The sequence below is a fragment of the Bradyrhizobium brasilense genome (assembly GCF_029714345.1).
GTDB classification, from domain to species: domain Bacteria; phylum Pseudomonadota; class Alphaproteobacteria; order Rhizobiales; family Xanthobacteraceae; genus Bradyrhizobium; species Bradyrhizobium australafricanum.
Genome location: NZ_CP121669.1, coordinates 8003418 through 8025294, shown reverse-complemented (window position 1 = coordinate 8025294; position 21877 = coordinate 8003418). Strand labels below are relative to the sequence as shown.

At 66.0% G+C, this 21877-nt stretch carries 17 protein-coding genes; 10 read left to right on the top strand and 7 right to left on the bottom strand.

Annotated elements, in window-relative coordinates:
- Positions 1 to 10: 10 nt before the first annotated feature.
- The 3 genes from QA635_RS37040 to QA635_RS37030 are packed head-to-tail and all read left to right on the top strand — an operon-like array spanning position 11 to position 3868.
- A complete protein-coding gene (locus tag QA635_RS37040; RefSeq protein ID WP_283064790.1) occupies positions 11 to 2098 on the top strand; it encodes a M3 family metallopeptidase in 2088 nt (695 codons plus the stop codon).
- A 13-nt stretch (positions 2099 to 2111) separates the two neighbouring features.
- Complete coding sequence (locus QA635_RS37035) at positions 2112 to 2750, top strand: DUF1007 family protein (protein ID WP_225648381.1); 639 nt, start codon at positions 2112 to 2114, stop codon at positions 2748 to 2750.
- Positions 2747 to 3868, top strand: a complete 1122-nt coding sequence (locus QA635_RS37030; RefSeq protein WP_283064789.1) for a nickel/cobalt transporter — start codon at positions 2747 to 2749, stop codon at positions 3866 to 3868. Before QA635_RS37035 ends, QA635_RS37030 begins: the two co-directional genes overlap by 4 nt.
- A gap of 174 nt (positions 3869 to 4042) precedes the next feature.
- On the opposite strand, the gene QA635_RS37025 is transcribed toward QA635_RS37030, so the two are convergent.
- Positions 4043 to 4441, bottom strand: a complete 399-nt coding sequence (locus QA635_RS37025; protein ID WP_283064788.1) for an MAPEG family protein — start codon at positions 4439 to 4441, stop codon at positions 4043 to 4045.
- Between the two features lie 114 nt (positions 4442 to 4555).
- Between QA635_RS37025 and hemH the strand changes: the two genes are divergently transcribed.
- From hemH to QA635_RS37010, 3 genes are all read left to right on the top strand, one after another.
- Positions 4556 to 5593, top strand: coding sequence for a ferrochelatase (gene hemH, locus QA635_RS37020; RefSeq protein WP_283064787.1), 1038 nt, complete (start codon positions 4556 to 4558; stop codon positions 5591 to 5593).
- A gap of 183 nt (positions 5594 to 5776) precedes the next feature.
- Positions 5777 to 6781, top strand: coding sequence for an SPFH domain-containing protein (locus QA635_RS37015; protein WP_225163841.1), 1005 nt, complete (start codon positions 5777 to 5779; stop codon positions 6779 to 6781).
- 41 nt (positions 6782 to 6822) lie between these two features.
- A complete protein-coding gene (locus QA635_RS37010; protein ID WP_028332871.1) occupies positions 6823 to 7269 on the top strand; it encodes an NfeD family protein in 447 nt (148 codons plus the stop codon).
- 189 nt (positions 7270 to 7458) lie between these two features.
- Here QA635_RS37010 and QA635_RS37005 read toward each other — a convergent pair whose 3' ends face one another.
- Positions 7459 to 7794, bottom strand: coding sequence for a winged helix-turn-helix transcriptional regulator (locus QA635_RS37005; RefSeq protein ID WP_283064786.1), 336 nt, complete (start codon positions 7792 to 7794; stop codon positions 7459 to 7461).
- 87 nt (positions 7795 to 7881) lie between these two features.
- On the opposite strand from QA635_RS37005, the gene QA635_RS37000 reads away from it, so the two are divergent.
- Positions 7882 to 8421 (top strand): carboxymuconolactone decarboxylase family protein, encoded by a 540-nt coding sequence (locus tag QA635_RS37000; protein WP_283064785.1) that lies wholly within the window; start codon positions 7882 to 7884, stop codon positions 8419 to 8421.
- A gap of 100 nt (positions 8422 to 8521) precedes the next feature.
- Here QA635_RS37000 and QA635_RS36995 read toward each other — a convergent pair whose 3' ends face one another.
- Positions 8522 to 9529, bottom strand: coding sequence for a KpsF/GutQ family sugar-phosphate isomerase (locus QA635_RS36995; protein ID WP_283064784.1), 1008 nt, complete (start codon positions 9527 to 9529; stop codon positions 8522 to 8524).
- Between the two features lie 261 nt (positions 9530 to 9790).
- Between QA635_RS36995 and QA635_RS36990 the strand changes: the two genes are divergently transcribed.
- On the top strand, positions 9791 to 11479 hold the full coding sequence (locus tag QA635_RS36990) for an outer membrane beta-barrel protein (RefSeq protein ID WP_283064783.1): 1689 nt from the start codon (positions 9791 to 9793) through the stop codon (positions 11477 to 11479).
- Between the two features lie 176 nt (positions 11480 to 11655).
- Here QA635_RS36990 and QA635_RS36985 read toward each other — a convergent pair whose 3' ends face one another.
- Together QA635_RS36985 and gltB are read right to left on the bottom strand one after the other, a co-directional pair.
- Positions 11656 to 13113: a glutamate synthase subunit beta gene (locus QA635_RS36985; RefSeq protein WP_283064782.1), complete on the bottom strand. Its 1458-nt coding sequence runs from the start codon at positions 13111 to 13113 to the stop codon at positions 11656 to 11658.
- A 159-nt stretch (positions 13114 to 13272) separates the two neighbouring features.
- Positions 13273 to 18009: a glutamate synthase large subunit gene (gene gltB / locus QA635_RS36980; protein ID WP_283064781.1), complete on the bottom strand. Its 4737-nt coding sequence runs from the start codon at positions 18007 to 18009 to the stop codon at positions 13273 to 13275.
- A 471-nt stretch (positions 18010 to 18480) separates the two neighbouring features.
- On the opposite strand from gltB, the gene QA635_RS36975 reads away from it, so the two are divergent.
- Positions 18481 to 19317: a hypothetical protein gene (locus tag QA635_RS36975; RefSeq protein WP_283064780.1), complete on the top strand. Its 837-nt coding sequence runs from the start codon at positions 18481 to 18483 to the stop codon at positions 19315 to 19317.
- A gap of 172 nt (positions 19318 to 19489) precedes the next feature.
- Here QA635_RS36975 and QA635_RS36970 read toward each other — a convergent pair whose 3' ends face one another.
- Positions 19490 to 19966: an Hsp20 family protein gene (locus QA635_RS36970; RefSeq protein WP_028341344.1), complete on the bottom strand. Its 477-nt coding sequence runs from the start codon at positions 19964 to 19966 to the stop codon at positions 19490 to 19492.
- Positions 19967 to 20187: 221 nt separating this feature from the next.
- Here QA635_RS36970 and QA635_RS36965 point away from each other — a divergent pair, with 221 nt between their 5' ends.
- The gene (locus QA635_RS36965) at positions 20188 to 21135 is read left to right on the top strand and encodes an alpha/beta fold hydrolase (protein WP_016844028.1); all 948 of its coding nucleotides are present in this window, start codon (positions 20188 to 20190) and stop codon (positions 21133 to 21135) included.
- A 63-nt stretch (positions 21136 to 21198) separates the two neighbouring features.
- Here QA635_RS36965 and QA635_RS36960 read toward each other — a convergent pair whose 3' ends face one another.
- Complete coding sequence (locus tag QA635_RS36960; RefSeq protein ID WP_283064777.1) at positions 21199 to 21858, bottom strand: hypothetical protein; 660 nt, start codon at positions 21856 to 21858, stop codon at positions 21199 to 21201.
- Positions 21859 to 21877: the final 19 nt, after the last annotated feature.

The following is a 21877-nucleotide window of genomic DNA, read 5'->3' as shown; positions in this document are numbered from 1 at the left end:
GGGACATTCGATGTCAGAAACCAGCGCAGACGCCAAGGCTCAGGCTCTTGCCAACCCCCTCCTGAAGGCATGGCGGACGCCGCTCGAGACGCCGCCGTTCGCCGAGATCAAGCCGGAGCATTTCCTCCCCGCTTTCGAGCAGGCTTTCGCCGATCATTCCGCGGAAGTGGCTGCGATCACCCATGATCCGGCGCTGCCCGACTTCGACAACACCATCACCGCGCTGGAGCGCTCCGGCAAGCTGCTGTCGAAGGTCTCGGCGGTGTTCTACGACCTGGTCTCGGCGCATTCGAGCCCGGCGATCCTGGAGATCGACAAGGAGGTGTCGCCCCGGATGGCGCGGCACTGGAATCCGATCATGATGAACGCTGTGCTGTTTGGCCGCATCGCCATGCTGCACGAGAAGCGCGCCTCCCTCGGCCTGACTGGCGAGCAGATGCGGCTGCTGGAACGCACCTACACCCGCTTCCGCCGCTCCGGCGCCGGCCTCGACGATGCGGCAAAGGCCCGCATGGCCGAGATTAACGAGCGCCTCGCCCATCTCGGCACCTCGTTCAGCCACCATCTGCTCGGCGATGAGCAGGAGTGGTCCATGGAGCTCGGCGAGGACGACCGCGCCGGCCTCTCCGACACATTTGTGGCGGCCGCCAAGGCTGCGGCGGAAGAGCGCGGCATGCCGGGCAAGGCGATCGTGACGCTGTCGCGCTCCTCGGTCGAGCCGTTCCTGCAGAGCTCGTCGCGGCGCGATCTGCGCGAGAAGGTCTACAAGGCCTTCACGGCGCGCGGCGACAATGGCAACGCCAACGACAACAACGCGACCATCGTGGAGATCCTCAGGCTGCGCGAGGAGACCGCCAAGATCCTGGGCTTCCCGACCTACGCCGCCTACCGCCTCGAGGATTCCATGGCGAAGACGCCGGAGGCCGTGCGCGGCCTCCTGGAGCGGGTCTGGAAGCCGGCGCGAGCGCGGGCGCTCGCCGACCGCGACGCGCTGCAGGCGCTGATCGCGGAGGAGGGCGGCAATTTCCCCCTCGCGTCCTGGGACTGGCGCTACTACGCCGAGAAGCTGCGCCAGCGCCGCGCCAATTTCGACGATTCCGCGATCAAGCCCTATCTGGTGCTCGACCACATGATCGAGGCCGCGTTCGACTGCGCCACCCGCCTGTTCGGCGTCACCTTCGAGGAACGCAAGGATATCCCGGTGTGGCATCCGGACGTCCGGGTCTGGGAGGTCAAGGGCCGCGACGGCCAGCACAAGGCGCTGTTCTACGGCGACTACTTCGCGCGGCCCTCGAAGCGCTCCGGCGCCTGGATGACCTCGCTGCGCGACCAGCAGAAGCTCGACGGCGCCGTCGCGCCGCTGGTCATCAATGTCTGCAACTTCGCCAAGGGCGCCGACGGCGCGCCGTCGCTGCTGTCGCCCGATGATGCGCGGACCCTGTTCCACGAGTTCGGCCATGGCCTGCACGGCATGCTGTCCAACGTGACCTATCCGTCGCTGTCGGGAACCAGCGTGTTCACCGACTTCGTCGAGCTGCCCTCGCAGCTCTACGAGCACTGGCAGGAGCGGCCCGAGGTGCTGCAGCGCTTCGCCCGCCACTACCAGACCGGGGAGGCGCTGCCGGACGATTTGCTCAAGCGCTTCCTCGCCGCGCGCAAGTTCAACCAGGGCTTTGCCACCGTGGAGTTCGTCTCCTCGGCGCTGGTCGACCTCGAATTCCACACCCAGCCGGCGGCGGCGAGCTGGGATGTCCGCGCCTTCGAACAGAAGGAGCTCGAGAAGATCGGCATGCCCGCCGAGATATCGCTGCGACACCGGCCTACCCAGTTCGGCCATATCTTCTCCGGCGACCACTATGCCTCGGGCTACTACAGCTACATGTGGTCGGAGGTGATGGACGCCGACGCCTTCGGCGCCTTCGAGGAGGCCGGCGACATCTTCGATCCCGCGACCGCCAAGCGGCTGCATGACGACATCTATTCGTCGGGCGGCTCGCGCGATCCGGAGGAGGCCTATGTCGCTTTCCGGGGCCGCGAGCCCGAGCCGGACGCGCTGCTGCGTCGCCGTGGCCTGCTCGAAACGCCCGAGGCGGCCTGAGGTGCGGCCGTCGTTGAACCGGCTGATCGGCTGGCTCGTGCTTGCGGTGTCCGTCGTGCTCGGCACGGCGGCCGCCGAGGCCCATCCGCATGTCTGGATCGTTGCCAGGAGCGAGCTGATCTACGCGCCCGACGGCACCATCACCGGGGTCCGGCACGCCTGGACCTTTGACGACATGTTCTCGACCTACGCGCTGCAGGGCATCGAGACCAAGGTGAAGGGCGCCTACAGCCGCGAGGAGCTGGCGCCGCTGGCGCAGACCAACGTCGAGTCGCTGAAGGAATACGCCTACTTCACCTTCGCCAAGGGCGACGGCAAGAAGCAGAAGTTCACCGAGCCGGTCGACTATTTCCTCGAATACAAGGATTCGGCGCTGACGCTGCACTTCACTTTGCCGGTGAAGACGCCGTTCAAGGCCAGGCAGCTCTCGCTCGAAGTATTCGACCCGACCTATTTCATCGACTTCCAGTATGCCGAGAAGGAGCCGGTCAAGCTGGTCGGCGCCGCGGCGAACTGCAAGATGCAGTTCGAGCGGCCGAATAGCGACGGCACCGCCGCCGCGCAGAAGCTCGGCGAGCAGACCTTTCTCGACGGCGGCAACGGCAATTTCGGCATGATGTTCGCCAACAAGGTCTCGGTGGAGTGCCCATGACGCCGATCGTCTCGCGCATGACGCGCGGCCTCGCCGTGTCCGCGGCCGTGCTGGCGGCATTCGCGCTGCTCGATGGGACGGTCCATGCGCTGCTGGCGCAAAATCCGTTTGGTGCGCCGCGCGCGGCGGAGTCGCAGGGCGGCCTGGTCGGCTGGCTGCTGGCGAAGCAGTCGGAGTTTTACCGCGAGATTTCCCAGACCATCCGCGCCGCGAAATCCGACGGTTCGGCGGTCTGGACGCTGCTTGTGATCTCCTTTGCCTACGGGATTTTCCATGCCGCCGGCCCCGGCCACGGCAAGGCGGTGATCTCATCCTACATGGTCGCCAATCGCGAGACCGCGCGGCGCGGCATCGTCCTGTCGTTCGCCTCGGCGCTGATGCAGTCGGTGGTCGCCGTTCTGATCGTGGGCATCTGTGCCTGGCTGCTCAACGCGACCGCGAAGACCATGTGCGGGGCGGAGAAGGCGATCGAGATCGCGAGCTACGCGCTGATCGCGGCGTTCGGCGCCCGGCTGGTCTGGGTCAAGGGCGGCGGCTTCTTCCGCGCGTTGCAGGTGCCGCGGCCGGCGCTGGCGATGGCCGGCGTGCATCAGCACGAACACGACCACCATGATCACGATCACCACGACCACGGCCATGATCACCATCATCGTCACACGCATGACGATCACGGGCATCATCATGATCACGGCCACGATCACGGGCATGACGCGCCGCACGTCCACGACGAGCATTGCGGCCATTCGCACGGGCCGACGCCGGCCGAGCTTGCTGGTCCCGGTGGCTGGCGGCGCGGCTTAGGTGCGATCCTCACTGTCGGGATCCGGCCCTGCTCGGGCGCGATCCTGGTGCTGGTATTCGCGCTGGCGCAGGGCCTGTTCTGGGCCGGCATTGCCGCGACCCTCGTGATGGGGCTCGGCACCGCCATCACGGTGGCCGCGATCGCGCTGGTCGCGGTGTCGGCGCGCGGCGTGGCGGAGCGGCTGAGCGCGGCGCGCGACGGCGGCGGCATGGTCATCATGCGCGGCCTGGAATTCGCCGCCGCGGGCCTCGTGCTGCTGTTCGGGCTCGGGCTATTGTTCGGCTACATCGCGGCCGAGCGCGCGACGTGTTTGTAGGGTCCCACTCCAGGTTATCCGTCATCCTGAGGAGCCTGCGTAGCAGGCGTCTCGAAGGATCGACGGCCACCAGCCGGGCCGTGCATCCTTCGAGACGCGCGCAAGGGCGCGCTCCTCCAGCGACAAAGGCGAAGCCTTTGCGCGGGGATGACGGGGAGGGGAGCGGATTCGCACTCAACTCGTCAGATAGCCCCTGATCGCCGGCAGCAGGAAGATCGCGATGTTGATCGCAAATCCGATGCTCCAGAGGATCGAGCGCAGCGTCGGGCGGTTGCCGATATAGGTGAAGACGTAGGCGATCCGCACGATCAGGAACAGCACCGCGAGCTCGTCGATCAGCCGCAGCGGGCCGATGCGGAATTCGGCGAGCAGCACGGCGAAGGCGAAGAACGGGAAGGCCTCGATGCCGTTTTGGTGCGCGCCGAGCGCCCGCGAGCGGATCGGGTCGTCGTAGAAGTCGGGATCGCGCGGCCTGGCATTGTCGAAGCTGCGGAAGCTGGTCCACTTCACCGATACGATCGTCAGCAGCGAGAGCATCAGCGTCCCGAAGACGCACCATTCGGCGATCGTCATGGTTCCCCCTTATTCCGCACGGGAACGTAGCCAACCCGCACTCGGCTTGACAAGGTTGGAGCAACGCGCGAAGCCCAAAGCTCCCAGGCGAAGGATATCAAGCGCAAGGCCATCATGAGCACGGTGATCCCCTTCGAGAGCGCGAAGCCTGCCGCGGGGCCGAGGCCGGAACGCGTCGGCGTGCTGCTGGTCAATCTCGGCACGCCCGATACGGCGGATGCCGCCGGCGTGCGGGTCTATCTCAAGGAATTCCTGTCCGATCCGCGGGTGATCGAGGATCAGGGCCTGCTCTGGAAGCTGATCCTCAACGGCATCATCCTGCGGGTCCGTCCGGCCCGCAAGGCGCGCGACTATCTGAAGATCTGGAACACCGAGAAGAACGAGTCGCCGCTGAAGACCATCACGCGCTCGCAGGCCGACAAGCTGGCGGAGGCGATCGCCGATCACGACCACGTCGTGGTCGACTGGGCGATGCGCTACGGCAACCCCTCGATCAAGGAGCGCATCGAGGCGCTGGCGGCGCAGGGCTGCGGCCGGCTGCTGGTGGTGCCGCTCTATCCGCAATATTCCGCCGCGACGTCGGCGACCGTCTGCGACGAGGCGTTTCGCGTGCTGGCCGGCATGCGCGCGCAGCCGATCCTGCGGGTGACGCCGCCTTACTACGACGATCCCGACTACATCGAGGCGCTCGCGGTCTCGATCAATGCGCATCTTGCGGCATTGCCGTTCCAGCCCGAGATCATCGTCGCCTCGTTCCACGGCATGCCGAAGGAGTATGTCGACAAGGGCGATCCGTATCAGGCGCAATGCATCGCCACGACCAATGCGCTGCGCAAGCGGCTCGGGCTCGATGCCGACAAGCTGATCCTCACCTTCCAGTCACGCTTCGGCAAGGCCGAGTGGCTGCAGCCCTATACCGACAAGACGGTCGAGAAGCTGGCCAAGGATGGCGTGCGGCGCATTGCCGTGGTCACGCCCGGCTTCTCCGCCGATTGCCTGGAGACCCTGGAGGAGATCGCGCAGGAGAATGCCGAGATCTTCCGGCACAATGGCGGCGAGCAGTTTGCGGCGATCCCCTGCCTCAACGACAGCGACGGCGGCATGGACGTGATCCGCCAGCTTGTGCTGCGCGAGCTGCAAGGCTGGATCTAAGGAGGCTGGATTTGATTGTTAACGATCCGTGACACCGGGCACGGGCATTCGTTGGCATCTGGTCATCCGACAGCAGCTTCCTATGTGCTAGGGAGAACAACAGCCGGCTGAACCGGCGGAGCGGTCCTGCCGACCAATGCACGACCGTGACTGGCGACGGTCTCGCCGGCCCTGGAGGACTTTATGACTGGCTTCGACGTTTTCGCGATCGCGTTTGTTCTTCTCGTCATCGTTACGCTGTTCGCCGGGGTCAAGACCGTTCCGCAGGGTTTTGACTGGACCATCGAGCGGTTCGGCAAATACACCCGCACGCTGTCGCCCGGCCTCAATTTGATCGTGCCGTATTTCGACCGCATCGGGCGCAAGATCAACATGATGGAGCAGGTGATCGACATCCCCGAGCAGGAGGTGATCACCAAGGACAACGCTACCGTGACGGTGGACGGTGTCGCGTTCTACCAGGTGTTCGATGCTGCCAAGGCGAGCTACGAGGTCGCCAATCTCAACCAGGCGATCACCGTCCTGACCATGACCAACATCCGCTCGGTGATGGGCTCGATGGATCTCGACCAGGTGCTGTCGCATCGTGACGAGATCAATGAGCGGCTGCTGCGCGTGGTCGACGCCGCGGTGTCGCCCTGGGGCGTCAAGGTCAACCGCATCGAGATCAAGGACATCGTGCCGCCGGCCGACCTCGTCGAGGCGATGGGCCGGCAGATGAAGGCCGAGCGCGTCAAGCGCGCCGACATTTTGCAGGCCGAGGGTCAGCGGCAATCCGAGATCCTGCGCGCCGAGGGCGCCAAGCAAGGCCAGATCCTGCAGGCCGAGGGCCGCCGCGAGGCTGCCTTCCGCGACGCCGAGGCGCGCGAACGGCTTGCCGAGGCCGAGGCGAAGGCGACCCAGATGGTGTCGGAATCGATCGCCAAGGGCGACGTCGCCGCGCTGAACTATTTCATCGCCGACAAGTACATCAAGGCGTTCGGCCAGCTCGCGGAATCGCCGAACCAGAAGGTCCTGATGCTGCCGATCGAAACTTCGAGCGTGCTGGGATCGCTGGCCGGCATCGGCGAGATCGCCCGCGCCACCTTCGGCGAGAGTGCGGCGTCCGCTACGGCCGCAGCACGGCGCGGCGGCTCAGTGCCGCCGGCCGGCCCGACGGCGCCGCCTCCGGTGCCGCCGCAGCGGTGAGGGCGTGACGGCGTCGCGCCCGCAATGGTAGAGGTCCTGTCATGGCCGAGATGTTTTCGACATTGGGTACCTGGAACTGGCTGATCTTCGGCTTCATCCTGATGGCGCTGGAACTCGCGGCGCCCGGGGTGTTCCTTTTCTGGCTCGGGCTCGCGGCGCTCCTTGTCGGCCTGCTGTCGTTCGCTTTCACGCCGTCCTGGCAGATACAGCTCTTGATGTTCGCAGTGTTCGCCGCCCTGGCGGTGCCGGCATGGCGGCATTTCGCCAAGGGCGCGACGGCGGCAAGCAAGACCAATCCCTTCCTCAACCGCCGCAACGAAGCCCTGGTCGGCCGCGAATTCACGCTGGAGAAGCCGATCGTTGACGGATCAGGCACGGTGCGGATCGACGATACGGTGTGGCGCGTCGCCGGCCCCGATGCGCCGGCCGGCAGCCGGGTGAAGGTGGTGCGCGCCGACGGCGCCAGCCTGACGGTGGCGATCGCTTAGTCTGGCCTGAGCCATTGACGACGACTCGGCCCCGAGCGTCGGATGCTGCTTCGGGCGAGTAATCTGTAGCCCGGGTGAGCCAACGGGTCGCGCGCATGCGCGCCCGATGACAGGCTCCGCGATACCCGGGGAAACCGGTCCCGCATGTCGCTCCGCTCATGCGGGCTACACACTGACGGCCGCCGAGGTCTAGCTGCCGCCCTGCTTGCTCCAGCGCTCGGCGAAGCGGTTGAGCGGCGTGAATGTCGCAAATAACTCGTGGCCGAGCGTGGTGAGGCCGTAACCATCCTCGGATAGCTCGACGAAGCCGGCCTCGCGCAGCTCGGTCAATCGCGTCTGCAGGATCGTCGGCGAGGCCTCGTCGCAGGCGGTGCGCAGCGCGCGCGAGGTCAGCGCGCCCTCGCGCAGCTCCCAGATGATGCGCAAGGTCCAGCGCCGTCCCAGCAAATCGAGCAGCGCCATGATCGGGCGGCCGGACCGCGAGCCGCGGACGCCGGGTCTTGTGACTGGGCCCTGCTTCGGCATGTCGCGAAATCCTTTCGAATCCCTCTTGCGAGTCGCTACAGATATTGTAGCGTGTCGCTACATTAAATGTAGCAACGGGATCAGGCCATGTCACGCCTCGCGCCGCTCGATCCGCCTTATCCGGCGGACGTTCAACAGCATTTCGACCGCATCATGCGCGGCAAGCCGCCGCTGGTGCTGTTCCGCATGATGGCGGGCCATCCGCGCGCCTGGGAGAAGTTTCGCGGCGGCAGCCTTTTGGACCGCGGGCCGTTGTCGCTCAGGGAGCGGGAGATCGTGATCGACCGCACCTGCGCACTCAATGCCTGCGAATATGAATGGGGCGTCCACGTCACGGCGTTCGGCGCAGCCGCCGAACTGACGGAGCAGCAGGTCCACGCCACCGTGGGCGCTGCGGCCGATGCCGGCTGTTGGTCGCCGGCCGAACAGGCGATGATCGCGGCAGTCGACGCGCTGCATGCCCGCGCGACGCTGGATGACGCGGAATTCGCGGCGCTGTCGGCGCATTACGATGAGGACCAGATCCTGGAGATCATCCTCTTGTGCGGCTTCTACCGCACCGTCTCCTACCTCGCCAACGCGCTGGCCCTGCCACTGGAGGAAACCGCGGCGCGGTTTCCGAGGTAATCATCGTCATTGCGAGGAGCGAAGCGACGAAGCAATCCATTTCCCGCAAGAGGAGAGATGGATTGCTTCGCTTCGCTCGCAATGACGGGGGAAGCTTGCGCTACGCTACGCCCGCGCGCAGCAGATCGTGCAGATGGATGATGCCGACCGGCTTCTTGGCGTCGGTCACGATCAGCGTCGTGATCTTCGAGGCGTTGAGCAATTCCAGCACTTCGCCGGCCAGCGTATCGCGGCTGATCGTCTTCGGCGTCCTGGTCATGACCTCGTCGACTGACAGCGTCAAAAGGTCGGGGCGCATCTGCCGGCGCAGATCGCCGTCGGTGACGATGCCGACGAGATGGCCGTGGCGGTCGACGATGCCGACGCAGCCAAAACCCTTGGAGGTCATCTCGACCAGCGCGTCCGACATCTTGGTGCCGAGCGGCTTCAGCGGCAGCGCGTCGCCGCCATGCATCAGGTCGCGGGCATATTTCAGGAGCGCGCCGAGCTTGCCGCCCGGATGCAGCACGCTGAAATCGGTCGAGGTGAAGCCGCGGCCCTCGAGCAGCGCGATCGCCAGCGCATCGCCGAGCGCCAGCATCATCAGCGAGGACGTGGTCGGCGCCAGATTGTGCGGGCAGGCCTCGCGGGCCTTCGGCAGCGTCAGCTGCACGTCGGCGGCCTTGCTCAGCGTCGAGTCCTTGTCGGCCGTCATCGCGATCAGCGGAATGCCGAAGCGGGCGGCATAGGCGATCAGGTTGCGCATCTCCGGCTGCTCGCCGGACCATGACAGCGCCAGGATCACGTCATCGATCGTGATCATGCCGAGATCGCCATGGCTCGCTTCGGCGGCGTGCACGAAGAACGACGGCGTGCCGGTCGAGGCAAAGGTCGCGGCGATCTTGCGCCCGATATGGCCGGACTTACCGAGCCCGGTGACGATCAGCCGTCCCTTGGCGTTGCCGATCAGCTCGGACGCGGCCGCGAACGGCGCGCCGAGGTCGGACTTCAGTGCCGCGGAGATGGCTGCGACGCCGCTTGCTTCGGCATCGAGGGTGCGGAGCGCCGATTGAACAGCGCCGTCATCGGGGCCGGATGATTTGGTCATCAGCGGTTTCGGTTTGGCCATTTAGGATTCCAAGGGAGGGTTTTTGCACCCGGGCATCTCCCTTAGCACGTTCGATTCCGCGATGCGACGCGCGGCGGCCGATCCTCAACGGCTCATTAACCATAATTGTTTTAACTCCATTAACGACGTTTTCCGCCGCCCGGTGGAGTGCGTCCGGCAAGTATGTGAATTCGTTGGAGTTTTTCCATCGTGTTGCGGCGGCCAGCAAGCGGCCAAGACCGGCGTGGACACCTCGTCCGCGCGGTTTTGCCATGCCCTGCCGTGACCGTCCTGGCGCTGACCGTGACCACCGGGTTCGCCGCGGCCCAGACCGTGACGCCCGATCTGTTCAGCCCCAATCGCCAGAGCCAGGTGATCACGCAGGATTCGCCGCTGCGCCGGACCACGGCTGACGCCATGGATCCGCTCAACGGCCTGAAGCTGCCCGACGCCGATCGCGATCGCCGTTCCTCCTCGTCTTCATCGACATCAACATCGACGACGCGGATCGGGCAGGTCCCGACCTACGGGCTCCCCGCGGCGAACGGCGCCTCGACGTCGGGTTACGACTCGCTCAACCGCAAGCGCCAGAAGCCGAAATACTATCCGGGTCAGGCCAAACCGAAGCCGCCGGCGGGACCCGGCTCGCCGCCGCCGACGCCGGTGCCATTGAACGGCACGGGGCAGCTGCGGCTGTCGATCCCGCCCTCGGAGACCGCCAACAAGACGCCGCTGCCGCCAGCGATGGCGGGCACCATCGTCGGCCAGCCGCCGCGCAAGCGGCTCAAGATCGACGACGATCCGTTCGGCGCGGTCGGCGACTACGCCGGCTCGTTCATGGTCAAGACCGCGGTCGAGGTGATGGCGGGCTACGACACCAATCCGGGCCGGCTCTACTCGCCGCAGGGCAAGGCGTTTTACATGGTCGCGCCGGAATTCCTCGCGGTCTCCGACTGGGAGCGTCACGCCGTCGTCGCGGATCTGCGCGGCTCCTTCACCGGCTATGGCTCCGAGCTGACGCCGAACGCCAACGGCACCCCGCTGTCGGCGCCGCTCGACATCGACCGTCCGAACTTCACCGGTCATATCGACGGCCGGCTCGACGTCTCAAGAGACACGCATCTCCTGGGGCAGGCCCGCCTGCTGGTCTCGACCGACAATCCCGGCAGCCCGAACGTGCAGGCCGGCCTCGCCAGATATCCGATCTACACCACCGTTGGCGGCACCTTCGGCATCGACCAGAATTTCAACCGCATGCAGGTCTCGCTCGGCGGCACCGTCGACCGCACCGACTATCAGTGGTCGAAGCTGACCGACGGCACCTCGTCGTCCAACGACGATCGCAACTTCACGCAGTATGGCGGTGTCGGCCGCGTCAGCTATGAGCTCAATCCGGCCGTGAAGCCGTTCGTGGAAGTGGAGGGCGACAGCCGCTTCCATGATCTCTATCTCGACCGCAACGGTTACGCGCGCAATTCGTCGGGCGGTTACGCCAAGGTCGGCACATCGTTCGAGTTCACCCGGATTCTGTTCGGCGAGGTCTCGATCGGCTATGCTAGGCGCGACTATGTCGATCCGCGGCTTAGCCCGCTCAAGGGCCTGCTGACCACCGCCTCGCTGACCTGGAATGCGACGCCGCTGACCACGGCCAAATTCTATTCCGACACCCAGCTCGGCGAGACCACGCTGCCCGGCACCTCGGGCGTGCTGTCGCGCACCTACACCGTCGAGGTCGACCACGACTTCCGCCGCTGGCTGACCGGCATCGGCAAGTTCACCTACGGTACGCTCGATTACCAGGGCGACAACCGCAACGACACGATCTACTCGGTGTCAGGCGATCTGATCTACAAGATGACCCGCAGCCTCTGGATCAAGGGCACGCTGCGCCGCGACTGGCTGGATTCCAACCAGCCGGGACAGAGCTCGGCGTCGACGGTGGTGATGCTCGGCGTGCGGGTGCAGAATTAGCGGTGAGGATGCCTAAGTCGCATCTCAAATGAGGTGTCGTGCTCCGCGAACGCGGGGCACCCAGTACGCCGTGGCCTGTCCGTTCAAGCCCTGACGCCTCTGGAATACTGGATCGCCCGCTTTCGCGGGCGATGACAGTTCAGTGTGTGGCTGCAGTGACGTGGCGGCTGACGCGCTTACCCCGGCAGATCGGTCTTCCCCATCAGGAAGGTGTCGATCGAGCGCGCGCACAGGCGGCCTTCGCGGATCGCCCAGACCACGAGTGACTGGCCGCGGCGCATGTCGCCGGCGGAGAAGATCTTCGCGCGCGAGGTCTGGTAGTCCTGCAGGGAGGCGCGGACGTTGCCGCGCTGGTCGAGCTCGACGCCCAGCGTCTTGAGCAGCCCCTCGTGCACCGGATGGACGAAGCCCATCGCCAGCAGCACGAGCTCGGCGTCGAGCGTGAACTCGGTGCCGGGCAGCGGCTTGAACTTGTCGTCGACCTTGACGCAATGCAGTTTCGTCACCTTGCCGTCGACGCCTTCGAACTTGGTCGTCAGCACGGCGAATTCGCGCACCGCGCCTTCGGCCTGGCTCGACGACGTGCGCATCTTCAGCGGCCAGTTCGGCCAGGTCACGCCCTTGTTCTCGTGCTCGGGCGGCGCCGGCATGATCTCGAGCTGGGTCACCGACTTGGCGCCTTGCCGGAAGGAGGTGCCGATGCAGTCCGAGCCGGTATCGCCGCCGCCGATCACGACGACATGCTTGCCGCCGGCGAGGATGTCGGCGGCACCGTTCAGCGGCTCGCCGGAGACGCGGCGGTTCTGCTGCGGCAGGAAGTCCATCGCGAAGTGGATGCCGGAAAGCTCGCGGCCGGGAATCGGCAGGTCGCGCGGGGCTTCCGCGCCGCCGGTCAGCGCCACCGCGTCATACTGCTTGGCGAGCTCCTGCGGATCGATCGCACCCGGCGTCGAGCCGCCGACGGCCTTGCCGTAATGGAAGGTGACGCCCTCGGCTTCCATCTGCGCCACGCGGCGATCGATGATGCCCTTCTCCATCTTGAAGTCGGGAATGCCGTAGCGCAGCAGGCCGCCGGCCTTGGCGAACTTCTCGTAGACATGCACCTCGTGGCCGGCGCGCGCGAGCTGCTGCGCGGCGGCCATGCCGGCGGGACCCGAGCCGATCACGGCGACCTTCTTGCCGGTCTTCTGCGCGGCGATTTCCGGCTTCAGCCAGCCATTGTCCCAGGCGCGGTCGACGATCGCGCATTCGATGGTCTTGATGGTGACCGGGTTGTCGTCGATGTTGAGCGTGCAGGACGCCTCGCACGGCGCCGGGCAGATGCGGCCGGTGAATTCGGGGAAATTGTTGGTCGAGTGCAGGTTGCGCGAGGCTTCTTCCCAGTTGCCCTGATAGACGAGGTCGTTGAAATCGGGGATCTGGTTGTTGACCGGGCAGCCCGGCGTGCCCGGCGCGGTTGAGCCGGTGCCGTGGCAATAGGGGATGCCGCAATTCATGCAGCGCGCAGCCTGGTCGCGCGTGTCCTTCTCGCTCAGCGGAATGACGAATTCCCTGAAGTTCTTGAGTCGATCGGCGACCGGCTCGTACTTGCGGTCATGCCGCTCGATCTCGAGAAAACCTGTGATCTTACCCATTGAAACCCGATGCCCCTGCATCATGTGTTCGTCTGTTCTGTTTGACCCTCATCCTGAGGAGCGGCGCGTGCGCCGCGTCTCGAAGGATGGAGGCCCGTGTGGCGGCCTCATGGTTCGAGACGGCGCTGCGCGCCTCCTCACCATGAGGGTCTTTCAGGCTTACGCGCCGATCGCGATCTTCGGCTCGGCGTCGGCGTTCGCCTTCATTTCCTTCAGCGCGCGGCGGTACTCCACCGGCATCACCTTGCGGAATTTCGGCAGCCAGCTCTTCCAGTCGGCGAGGATCTCCGCCGCCTTCTTCGAACCGGTCAGCTTGGCGTGACGCGTGATCAGGACGTGCAGCCGCTCCACATCGGAGTCGAGCAGGTTCTGGAACACGTCGACCCGGCCATGCGCCTCGAGATCGCCGGAGTGGTGGTAGGTGTCGGCGTTGATCATCTCCTCCGATAGCACCGGCTCGAGCTCGACCATCGAAAGGTTGCAGAGCTTGTCGAAGTCGCCGGCCTCGTCCAGCACATAGGCGATGCCGCCAGACATGCCGGCCGCGAAGTTGCGTCCGGTCTTGCCGAGCACCACGACGATGCCGCCGGTCATGTATTCGCAGCAATGATCGCCGGCGCCCTCGACGACCGCGACCGCGCCGGAGTTGCGCACCGCGAAGCGCTCGCCGGCGATGCCGCGGAAGTAGCACTCACCCGCGATCGCGCCGTACATCACGGTGTTGCCGACGATGATCGACTCTTCCGGCACGATGCCGGAGATCTTCGGCGGCTTGACGATGATGCAGCCGCCCGAGAGGCCCTTGCCGACATAGTCGTTGCCTTCACCCTCGAGCTCGAAGGTGACGCCCTTGGCGAGCCAGGCGCCGAACGCCTGTCCCGCCGTGCCCTTCAGGCCGACATGAATGGTGTCGAGCGGCAGGCCGGCATGGCCGTAGATCTTGGCCACCGCGCCCGACAGCATCGCGCCGGCGGAACGGTCGGTGTTGTTGATCTCTTCCTCGATCTTGACCGGGGCGCCGCGATCGAGCGCGGCCTGCGCCCTCTCGATCAGCCGGCGGTCGAGCACGGCTTCCAGATGGTGGTTCTGGCTCTCCGAGTGATAGATCGTCTGGCCCTTCTCCTCCTTCTGCCGCACGAACAGCTTGGAGAAATCGAGGCCCTTGGCCTTCCAGTGCGAGACCAGCGCGGTCTGGTCCAGCATCTGGACCTGGCCGACCATCTCGTCGAACGTCTTGTAGCCGAGCTGCGCCATGATCTCGCGGACTTCCTCGGCGACGAAGAAGAAGTAGTTGATGACGTGCTCGGGCTGGCCGGTGAAGCGCTTGCGCAGCACCGGATCCTGGGTCGCGACGCCGACCGGGCAGGTGTTGAGGTGGCACTTGCGCATCATGATGCAGCCCGCCGCGATCAGGGGGGCGGTGGCGAAGCCGAACTCGTCGGCCCCGAGCAGCGCGCCGATCACGACGTCACGGCCGGTGCGGAAGCCGCCGTCGACCTGGACCGCGATGCGGCTGCGCAGCTGCTGGCGCACCAGCGTCTGATGGGTCTCGGCAAGACCGATCTCCCACGGCGAGCCGGCATGCTTGATCGAGGTCAGCGGCGAGGCACCGGTGCCGCCCTCGAAGCCCGCGATCGTGACATGGTCGGCGCGCGCCTTGGCGACGCCGGCGGCAACCGTGCCGACGCCGACTTCCGACACCAGCTTCACCGAGACCTGGCCGTCCGGATTGACGTTCTTGAGGTCGTAGATCAGCTGGGCGAGGTCTTCGATCGAGTAGATGTCGTGATGCGGCGGCGGCGAGATCAGGCCGACGCCCGGCGTCGAATGCCGGACGCGGGCAATCGTCGCGTCGACCTTGTGGCCGGGCAGCTGGCCGCCTTCGCCGGGCTTGGCGCCCTGCGCCATCTTGATCTGCATCATGTCGGAGTTGACGAGGTATTCCGTCGTCACGCCGAACCGGCCCGAGGCGACCTGCTTGATCGCCGAGCGCATCGAGTCGCCGTTGGGCATCGGCTTGAAGCGATCGGACTCCTCGCCGCCTTCGCCGGTGTTCGACTTGCCGCCGATCCGGTTCATCGCGATCGCGAGCGTGGTGTGCGCCTCGCGCGAGATCGAGCCGAACGACATCGCGCCGGTCGAGAACCGCTTGACGATGTCCTTGGCCGGCTCGACATCCTCGAGCTTGACCGGCTTGCGCTTGTCGTCCTCGGCGCTCTTGATCCGGAACAGGCCGCGCAGCGTCAACAGACGCTCGGACTGCTCGTTGAGGATCTTGGCGAACGCCCGGTAGCGCTCCTGCGAATTGCCGCGCACGGCATGCTGCAGCGTCGAGACCGATTCCGCGGTCCAGGCGTGGTCCTCGCCGCGGGTGCGGTAGGCATATTCGCCACCGACATCGAGCGCGCTCTTGTAGATCTGGCCGTCACCGAAGGCGTCGGTGTGGCGCCGCACGGTCTCCTCGGCGATCTCGCCGAGGCCGACGCCCTCGATCCTTGTGTGGGTGCCGGCAAAATACTTGGCGACGAAGTCCGCCTTGAGGCCGACCGCGTCGAAGATCTGCGCGCCGCAATAGGACTGGTAGGTTGAGATGCCCATCTTGGACATCACCTTGAGCAGGCCCTTGCCGATCGACTTGATGTAGCGCTTGACGATCTCGTAGTCGTCGAGCGCGCCGGGCAACCGGTCCTTCATCGCGAGGATGGTTTCGAACGCGAGGTAGGGGTTGATCGCTTCGGCGCCGTAGCCGGCGAGACAGGCGAAGTGATGCACCTCGCGCGGCTCACCGGATTCCACGACGAGGCCGACCGAGGTGCGCAGGCCGGTGCGGATCAGGTGATGATGCACGGCGGCGCAGGCCAGCAGCGACGGGATCGGAATCCGGTCGGTACCGGTCATGCGGTCCGACAGGATGATGATGTTGATGCCCTCGCGCACTGCGCCCTCGGCGCGTGCGCAGAGCTCGTCGAGCACCTGCTCCATGCCCGCAGCGCCGAACCCGGCGTGGAAGGTGGTGTCGAGCGTGCGCGACTTGAAGTGGGTCTCGGCGACGTCGGAGATCGAGCGGATCTTTTCCAGATCGGCGTCGGTCAGGATCGGCTGCCGCACCTCGAGGCGCTTGGTCGAGGCGACGCCCTGCAGGTCGAACAGGTTCGGCCGCGGCCCGATGATCGAGACGAGGCTCATGACGATTTCCTCGCGGATCGGGTCGATCGGCGGGTTCGTCACCTGCGCGAAGTTCTGCTTGAAGTAGGTGAACAGCTGCTTCGGCTTGTCCGACAGCGCCGAGATCGGCGTGTCGTTGCCCATTGAGCCCGCGGCTTCCTCGCCGGTGGCCGCCATCGGCGTCATCAGGATCGCGATGTCTTCCTGGCTGTAGCCGAACGCCTGCTGCCGATCGAGCAGCGGCAGGTTGGAGCGCACGCCCTTGGCCGGCGCATCCGGCAGCTCCTCGAGCTGGATCTGGGTGCGATGCAGCCAGTCGCTGTAGGGATGGCTCTTGGCGAGGTCGGCCTTGATCTCGTCGTCCGGAATCAGGCGGCCCTGCTCGAGGTCGACGAGCAGCATCTTGCCGGGCTGCAGCCGCCACTTGGTGACGATCTGGTCCTCCGGAATCTTCAGCACGCCCATTTCGGACGCCATCACGATGCGGTCGTCCTTGGTGACGAGATAGCGCGCCGGGCGCAGGCCGTTGCGATCGAGCGTGGCGCCGATCTTGCGGCCATCGGTGAAGGCGATCGCGGCCGGGCCGTCCCACGGCTCCATCAGCGCGGCATGATATTCGTAGAACGCGCGGCGCTGCTCATCCATCAGGGGATTGCCGGCCCACGCTTCCGGAATCATCATCATCACGGCGTGCGGCAGCGAGTAGCCGCCCTGCACCAGGAATTCGAGCGCGTTGTCGAAGCAGGCGGTGTCGCTCTGGCCTTCATAGGAGATCGGCCACAGGCGGCTGATGTCCTTGCCGTAGAGCTCCGAATGCACGGAAGCCTGCCGCGCCGCCATCCAGTTGACGTTGCCGCGCAGCGTGTTGATTTCGCCGTTATGGGCGATCATCCGGTAGGGATGCGCCAGCGACCAGGTCGGGAAGGTGTTGGTCGAGAAGCGTTGATGCACCAGCGCCAGCGCGCTGTCGAAGTCGGCCTCATGCAGGTCGGGATAGTACTTGCCGAGCTGGTCGGCGAGGAACATGCCCTTGTAGATCACGGTGCGGCACGACAGCGAGCACGGATAGTAGCCCGCCATGCCGCGGTCGCGGCGCTGATAGATCGCCTGCGAGATCGACTTGCGCAGGATGTAGAGGTGGCGCTCGAAATCGTCCTCGGTCTTGGCCGCACCATTGCGGCCGATGAAGACCTGCATGTGGTAGGGCTCCGTCGGCTTCACGGTGACGCCGAGCGATGAATTGTCACTGGGCACGTCGCGCCAGCCGAGCAGCTTGAAGCCCTCGTTCTTGATCTCGTCGGCGATGATGCTCTTGATCACGTTCCGCCACGCGGCATCGCGCGGCATGAACAGCGCGCCGATGGCGTATTCGCCGGGCTGCGGCAGCTTGAAGCCGAGCTCCGCGGTCTTGCGCGCGAAGAAGGCGTGCGGGATCTGCACCAGGATGCCGGCGCCGTCACCGGCGCGCGGGTCGGCGCCGACGGCGCCGCGATGCTCGAGGTTGCACAGGATGTTCAGCGCGTCGGAGACGATCTGGTGCGACTTCTGGCCCTTGATGTTGGCGATGAAGCCGACGCCGCAGGAATCCTTTTCCAGGCTCGGATCAAACAGGCCTTCGGCTTCCGGGCGCCAAGTATGCAACTCACGCGCGGGCTCGGCGGCTTTCGAGTCCGCGGTCGCCGACAGCGTTCCTGCCACGATGTTTTCGCGCTCGAATTCCGACCCGCTCATGTGTCCTCTCCCTTTCGTAAGGGCCCCACCGTATTTGGCGCACCTTGGACGTTGCGGCACCCACCGGGCCACCGCTCGTCCGCCGCGAGCCGCATTTTCCTAAATTCAGACGACGGGCGTTTCAACGTCCCCTGAGGGACGGCCCTGCCTGCAGCATTCTCGGAGCTCGGGGCGCCGAGGTCTCGTTGCAATCCCTATGCCGGGATGGCCTCGAAATTGAGACAGCTTTACTGTCCTAACTTAGACCTTGCCAAATTTTTGTCTATCACACAAGCGCGAGGAAGTCCTCGCCCGCATGCTCGGATCGAACGGCTCGGCGGGCGTGAGACGCCCCCGATTCGAAGCAAACACGCCGTGATCTGGCCCAAGGAGCGACCAAGGACCGCCGAATTTGAAACTGAAGTTTTGCCTTGGGGCAAGCCGGCAAGAGAGCGGAAACGCTCCAGGGCGGGGCAGACAGGAGTTACGGCGATGAAGTTGTTCACAGGTTCGGTTGCTGCCGCCGCCCTCGCGCTCACCGCAGCCTCGGCCGAGGCCCAGCTGGCGACGTCCGCCCGGATCGGCAGCCCGCTTCTGGTCAGGGTATCCGACATGGACGGGCCCTATGCTGCCATGCCCGAGGTTCCGCCGCCGCCGCGCTTTGGCCGGGTCCCGAGCCTGTTGCCGCCGGTCGAGGTCTATACCGTGCTCCGCGAGAACGGCTATCTGCCGCTTGGCGCGCCCCGGCAGCGCGGGTTCGTCTACACGATCTCGGTGATCGACCAGGGCGGCGACGACGGCCGGCTGGTGATCGATGCCCGCGACGGCCACATCATCCGCTTCACGCCCGCCTCCCGGCTCGGCGACAATTACGAAGAGGAAATGAGCGCGACCGACGGTCCCGTCGGGCCGATGCCGCGGCCGATCCAGGCTCGGGTGCCGCGCCCGCCACTCCCGATCCCGCATGTCGCCAGCCGCGTGCCGGTGCCGAAGCGGAACCCGCTGGGGGCCAAGGCCCAGGTTCCGGCGGCGCAGGCTCCGGCGACCCAGACTCCGGCGGCTGCCCAAGCGCCGGCGGCAGCCCAGGCTCCGGCCCCGGCGGCCCAGGCGGCCGTCCCGCAGGCGGCCTCGCCGCAGCCTGCTCAGGCAGCCGCCCCCGCGACGGCCGAGCAGGCCGCGGCTGCCCCGAAGCCGGCCGAGGCCCAGGCTGCGCCGCAAGCCGTCCAGCAAGCCGAGGCTCCGACCGTCGGTCAGGGTGCGCCGGCGCCGGCGCCCGCGCCCGCGATCCTGCCGACCCAGGCAATGCCCAAGGTGCAGGGATTGGAGTGAGATTCGTAGCCCGGATGGAGCGGAGCGAAATCCGGGGACGTTCTCGGCGGCACGACCCTCCCGTATTGCGCTTCGCTTCATCCGGGCTACGGACTGACGGCAACAAAAAACGCCCCGGTTTCCCGGGGCGTTTTCGCAATCAGCCAATATCTGCTGACGCGGGGTTTGTTGCTCAGGCGGCGACCTTGCCGGCCGAGCCGTCAACGACCTGCGGAGCCTTCTCGCCGCCGCCGATCGGAATGCTGCGGGGCTTCTTGGCCTCGGGAATCTCGCGGACGAGATCGACGTGGAGCAGACCGTTCTCGAGCGAAGCGTTCTTCACCTGCACGAAGTCGGCGAGCTGGAAGACGCGCTCGAAGGCGCGGGAGGCGATGCCGCGATAGAGCACTTCGGAGCCGTTGCCGGAGTTCTCGTTGGCGGTCTTCTCGCCCTTGATCGTCAGCGTGTTCTCCTTCGCGACGATCGAAAGCTCGGCCTGCGAGAAGCCGGAGACCGCAACGCTGATCCGGTAAGCATTCTCGCCGGTGCGCTCGATGTTGTAGGGGGGATAGCCGGGGCTGCCGTCCGAGGTCACCTGATCGAGCAGGTTGAAGAGGCGGTCGAAGCCGACGGTGGAACGATAAAACGGAGTGAGGTCGTAGCTACGCATAGGAATAGTCCTCCATTGAGCGACTGTTTCAGTTACCCGCCCGCCATCGGGCCGGGCTTAGATGTGTGCAGCCTGATGTTTCGGTTCCGAAGCACTGGTAGCGGCCTGCACGGAGGTGATATGGGAGGGGTCACGTCGCGTTCAAGAGGCGGAAACCGCGTCGCATTTTTCGGCGCCGGCGTCCTTGATCTCCACCCTGTCTCACCACTCCGGTCCCCTTCATGACGCTCGTCTCGATTCCCGCCAACCCGGTTCCGGACGACGTTGTCAGTGGCACCATCAAGACACCAGACGGGGCCGAGCTGCGCTTTGCGCGCTGGGCGCCGCCGCCCGGCCGCAAGGGCACGGTCTGCGTGTTCGGCGGGCGCGGCGAGATGATCGAAAAATATTTCGAGACCGTGCGCGATCTGCGCGACCGCGGCTTTGCGGTCGCGATGATCGACTGGCGCGGGCAGGGCCACTCGTCGCGGCGGCTGCGCGATCCCCGCAAGGGCTATGTGCGCGACTTCGCCGACTACGAGGTCGACGTCGAGACCTTCGTGCAGCAGGTGGTGCTGCCGGATTGCCCGCCGCCCTATTTCGCGCTGGCGCATTCGATGGGCGGTGCGGTGATGCTGCGCCTCGCGCATGCCGGCAAGCGCTGGTTCGACCGCATGGTGCTGTCGGCGCCGATGATCGACCTGCCGCGCCGCCGCGTGTCGTTCTTCCCGAGCGCGCTGCTTCGGATCATGCGGCTGGCCGGGCAGGGCGGCCGCTATGTTCCCGGCGGCAGCGACGAACTAGTCGGCCTCGCGCCCTTCATCGGCAATCCCGTCACCAGCGATCCGGTGCGCCATGCCCGCAACGCGGCGATCCTGGAAGAAGATCCGACGCTCGGCATCGCGGCGCCGACGATCGCCTGGGCCGACACCGCATTCACCGCGATGCGCACCTTCCGCGGCATGTCGTATCCGTCCGAAATCCGCCAGCCGATCCTGATGCTGGCGGCGAGCAATGACGAGGTGGTGTCGACGGCCGCGATCGAGGAGTTCGCCTATCACTTGCGCGCCGGCTCGCATCTCGTGATCGCCGGCTCCAAGCACGAAATCCTGCAGGAGCAGGACCGCTACCGCGGCCAATTCTGGGCGGCGTTCGATGCGTTCGTGCCGGGCACGCCGCTGTTCAAGTGAAACATGGCGTTTTCGAGCGAAGCGGATGCCGGTTCGCGTGAAGAAAACGCGTCCAACAAAAATCTAGCGCTGCAGCAGCGCGACGATCCGGTCAGGAAAGCGCTTGTTCACGAACAGCGTCCTGACCTCGGCGACGCTGAGATAGCGGTCCTTGCCTTCGCCCTTGCCCATGATGTCGAGCAGCACCGGCCACTCGCCTAGCATCAGGAGCGGATAGTAGCAGTGCAGGATGCCGTAGGACGGCGGATGCTCGTCCTTGGCGCGCTGGAAGTTCGCCGCCATGAAGGTCTTGATCTCGGCGGCCGACAGCCCGCGTTCGACGCTGCCGTCGGGTGCCTTGTGGTCGCTGCCGAAGGTCGCGAGCCGCGCGATCTCGTCCTCATGGACCACCGCGTGCTGGTCGAGGATGCGCGAGCCGGCGCCGTGCTTGTCGAGCGGGCCGTTGCGCAGCGCGTCGAGAATGGCGCCCTGGAACAGGCTGCGCAGCTGGCTGAAAGGACCGAGGCCGTTGGCGATCTGCGCCACCATGAAGATCTTCGCCCGCGCGGTGAATCCCTCGAAGCCGGTCTTGCCGGTTGCGCGCCCGATGGTCCCGGTCAGTTCAGGCAGCGGCACGATATGGCCGCCGACATAGTTGCCGGCGACGAGCGCCCGCAGGAACGGGCAGGGATTGTCAGGAGAAATCTGCGGGGCGGGCGCCGCGCTTGCAGCCATATCGGACATCAAACCACATCCTGAAAAG

Bases quoted from the DNA above. Each gene is read 5' to 3' on its own strand.
- QA635_RS36975 (WP_283064780.1), top strand. From the start codon at position 18,481: ATGAAGTTGTTCACAGGTTCGGTTGCTGCCGCCGCCCTCGCGCTCACC.
- QA635_RS37010 (WP_028332871.1), top strand. From the start codon at position 6,823: ATGGCCGAGATGTTTTCGACATTGGGTACCTGGAACTGGCTGATCTTC.
- QA635_RS37025 (WP_283064788.1), bottom strand. From the start codon at position 4,441: ATGACGATCGCCGAATGGTGCGTCTTCGGGACGCTGATGCTCTCGCTG.
- hemH (WP_283064787.1), top strand. From the start codon at position 4,556: ATGAGCACGGTGATCCCCTTCGAGAGCGCGAAGCCTGCCGCGGGGCCG.
- QA635_RS36965 (WP_016844028.1), top strand. From the start codon at position 20,188: ATGACGCTCGTCTCGATTCCCGCCAACCCGGTTCCGGACGACGTTGTC.
- QA635_RS37040 (WP_283064790.1), top strand. From the start codon at position 11: ATGTCAGAAACCAGCGCAGACGCCAAGGCTCAGGCTCTTGCCAACCCC.
- QA635_RS37000 (WP_283064785.1), top strand. From the start codon at position 7,882: ATGTCACGCCTCGCGCCGCTCGATCCGCCTTATCCGGCGGACGTTCAA.
- QA635_RS37005 (WP_283064786.1), bottom strand. From the start codon at position 7,794: ATGCCGAAGCAGGGCCCAGTCACAAGACCCGGCGTCCGCGGCTCGCGG.
- gltB (WP_283064781.1), bottom strand. From the start codon at position 18,009: ATGAGCGGGTCGGAATTCGAGCGCGAAAACATCGTGGCAGGAACGCTG.
- QA635_RS37030 (WP_283064789.1), top strand. From the start codon at position 2,747: ATGACGCCGATCGTCTCGCGCATGACGCGCGGCCTCGCCGTGTCCGCG.
- QA635_RS36995 (WP_283064784.1), bottom strand. From the start codon at position 9,529: ATGGCCAAACCGAAACCGCTGATGACCAAATCATCCGGCCCCGATGAC.
- QA635_RS36970 (WP_028341344.1), bottom strand. From the start codon at position 19,966: ATGCGTAGCTACGACCTCACTCCGTTTTATCGTTCCACCGTCGGCTTC.
- QA635_RS36960 (WP_283064777.1), bottom strand. From the start codon at position 21,858: ATGTCCGATATGGCTGCAAGCGCGGCGCCCGCCCCGCAGATTTCTCCT.
- QA635_RS36985 (WP_283064782.1), bottom strand. From the start codon at position 13,113: ATGGGTAAGATCACAGGTTTTCTCGAGATCGAGCGGCATGACCGCAAG.
- QA635_RS37015 (WP_225163841.1), top strand. From the start codon at position 5,777: ATGACTGGCTTCGACGTTTTCGCGATCGCGTTTGTTCTTCTCGTCATC.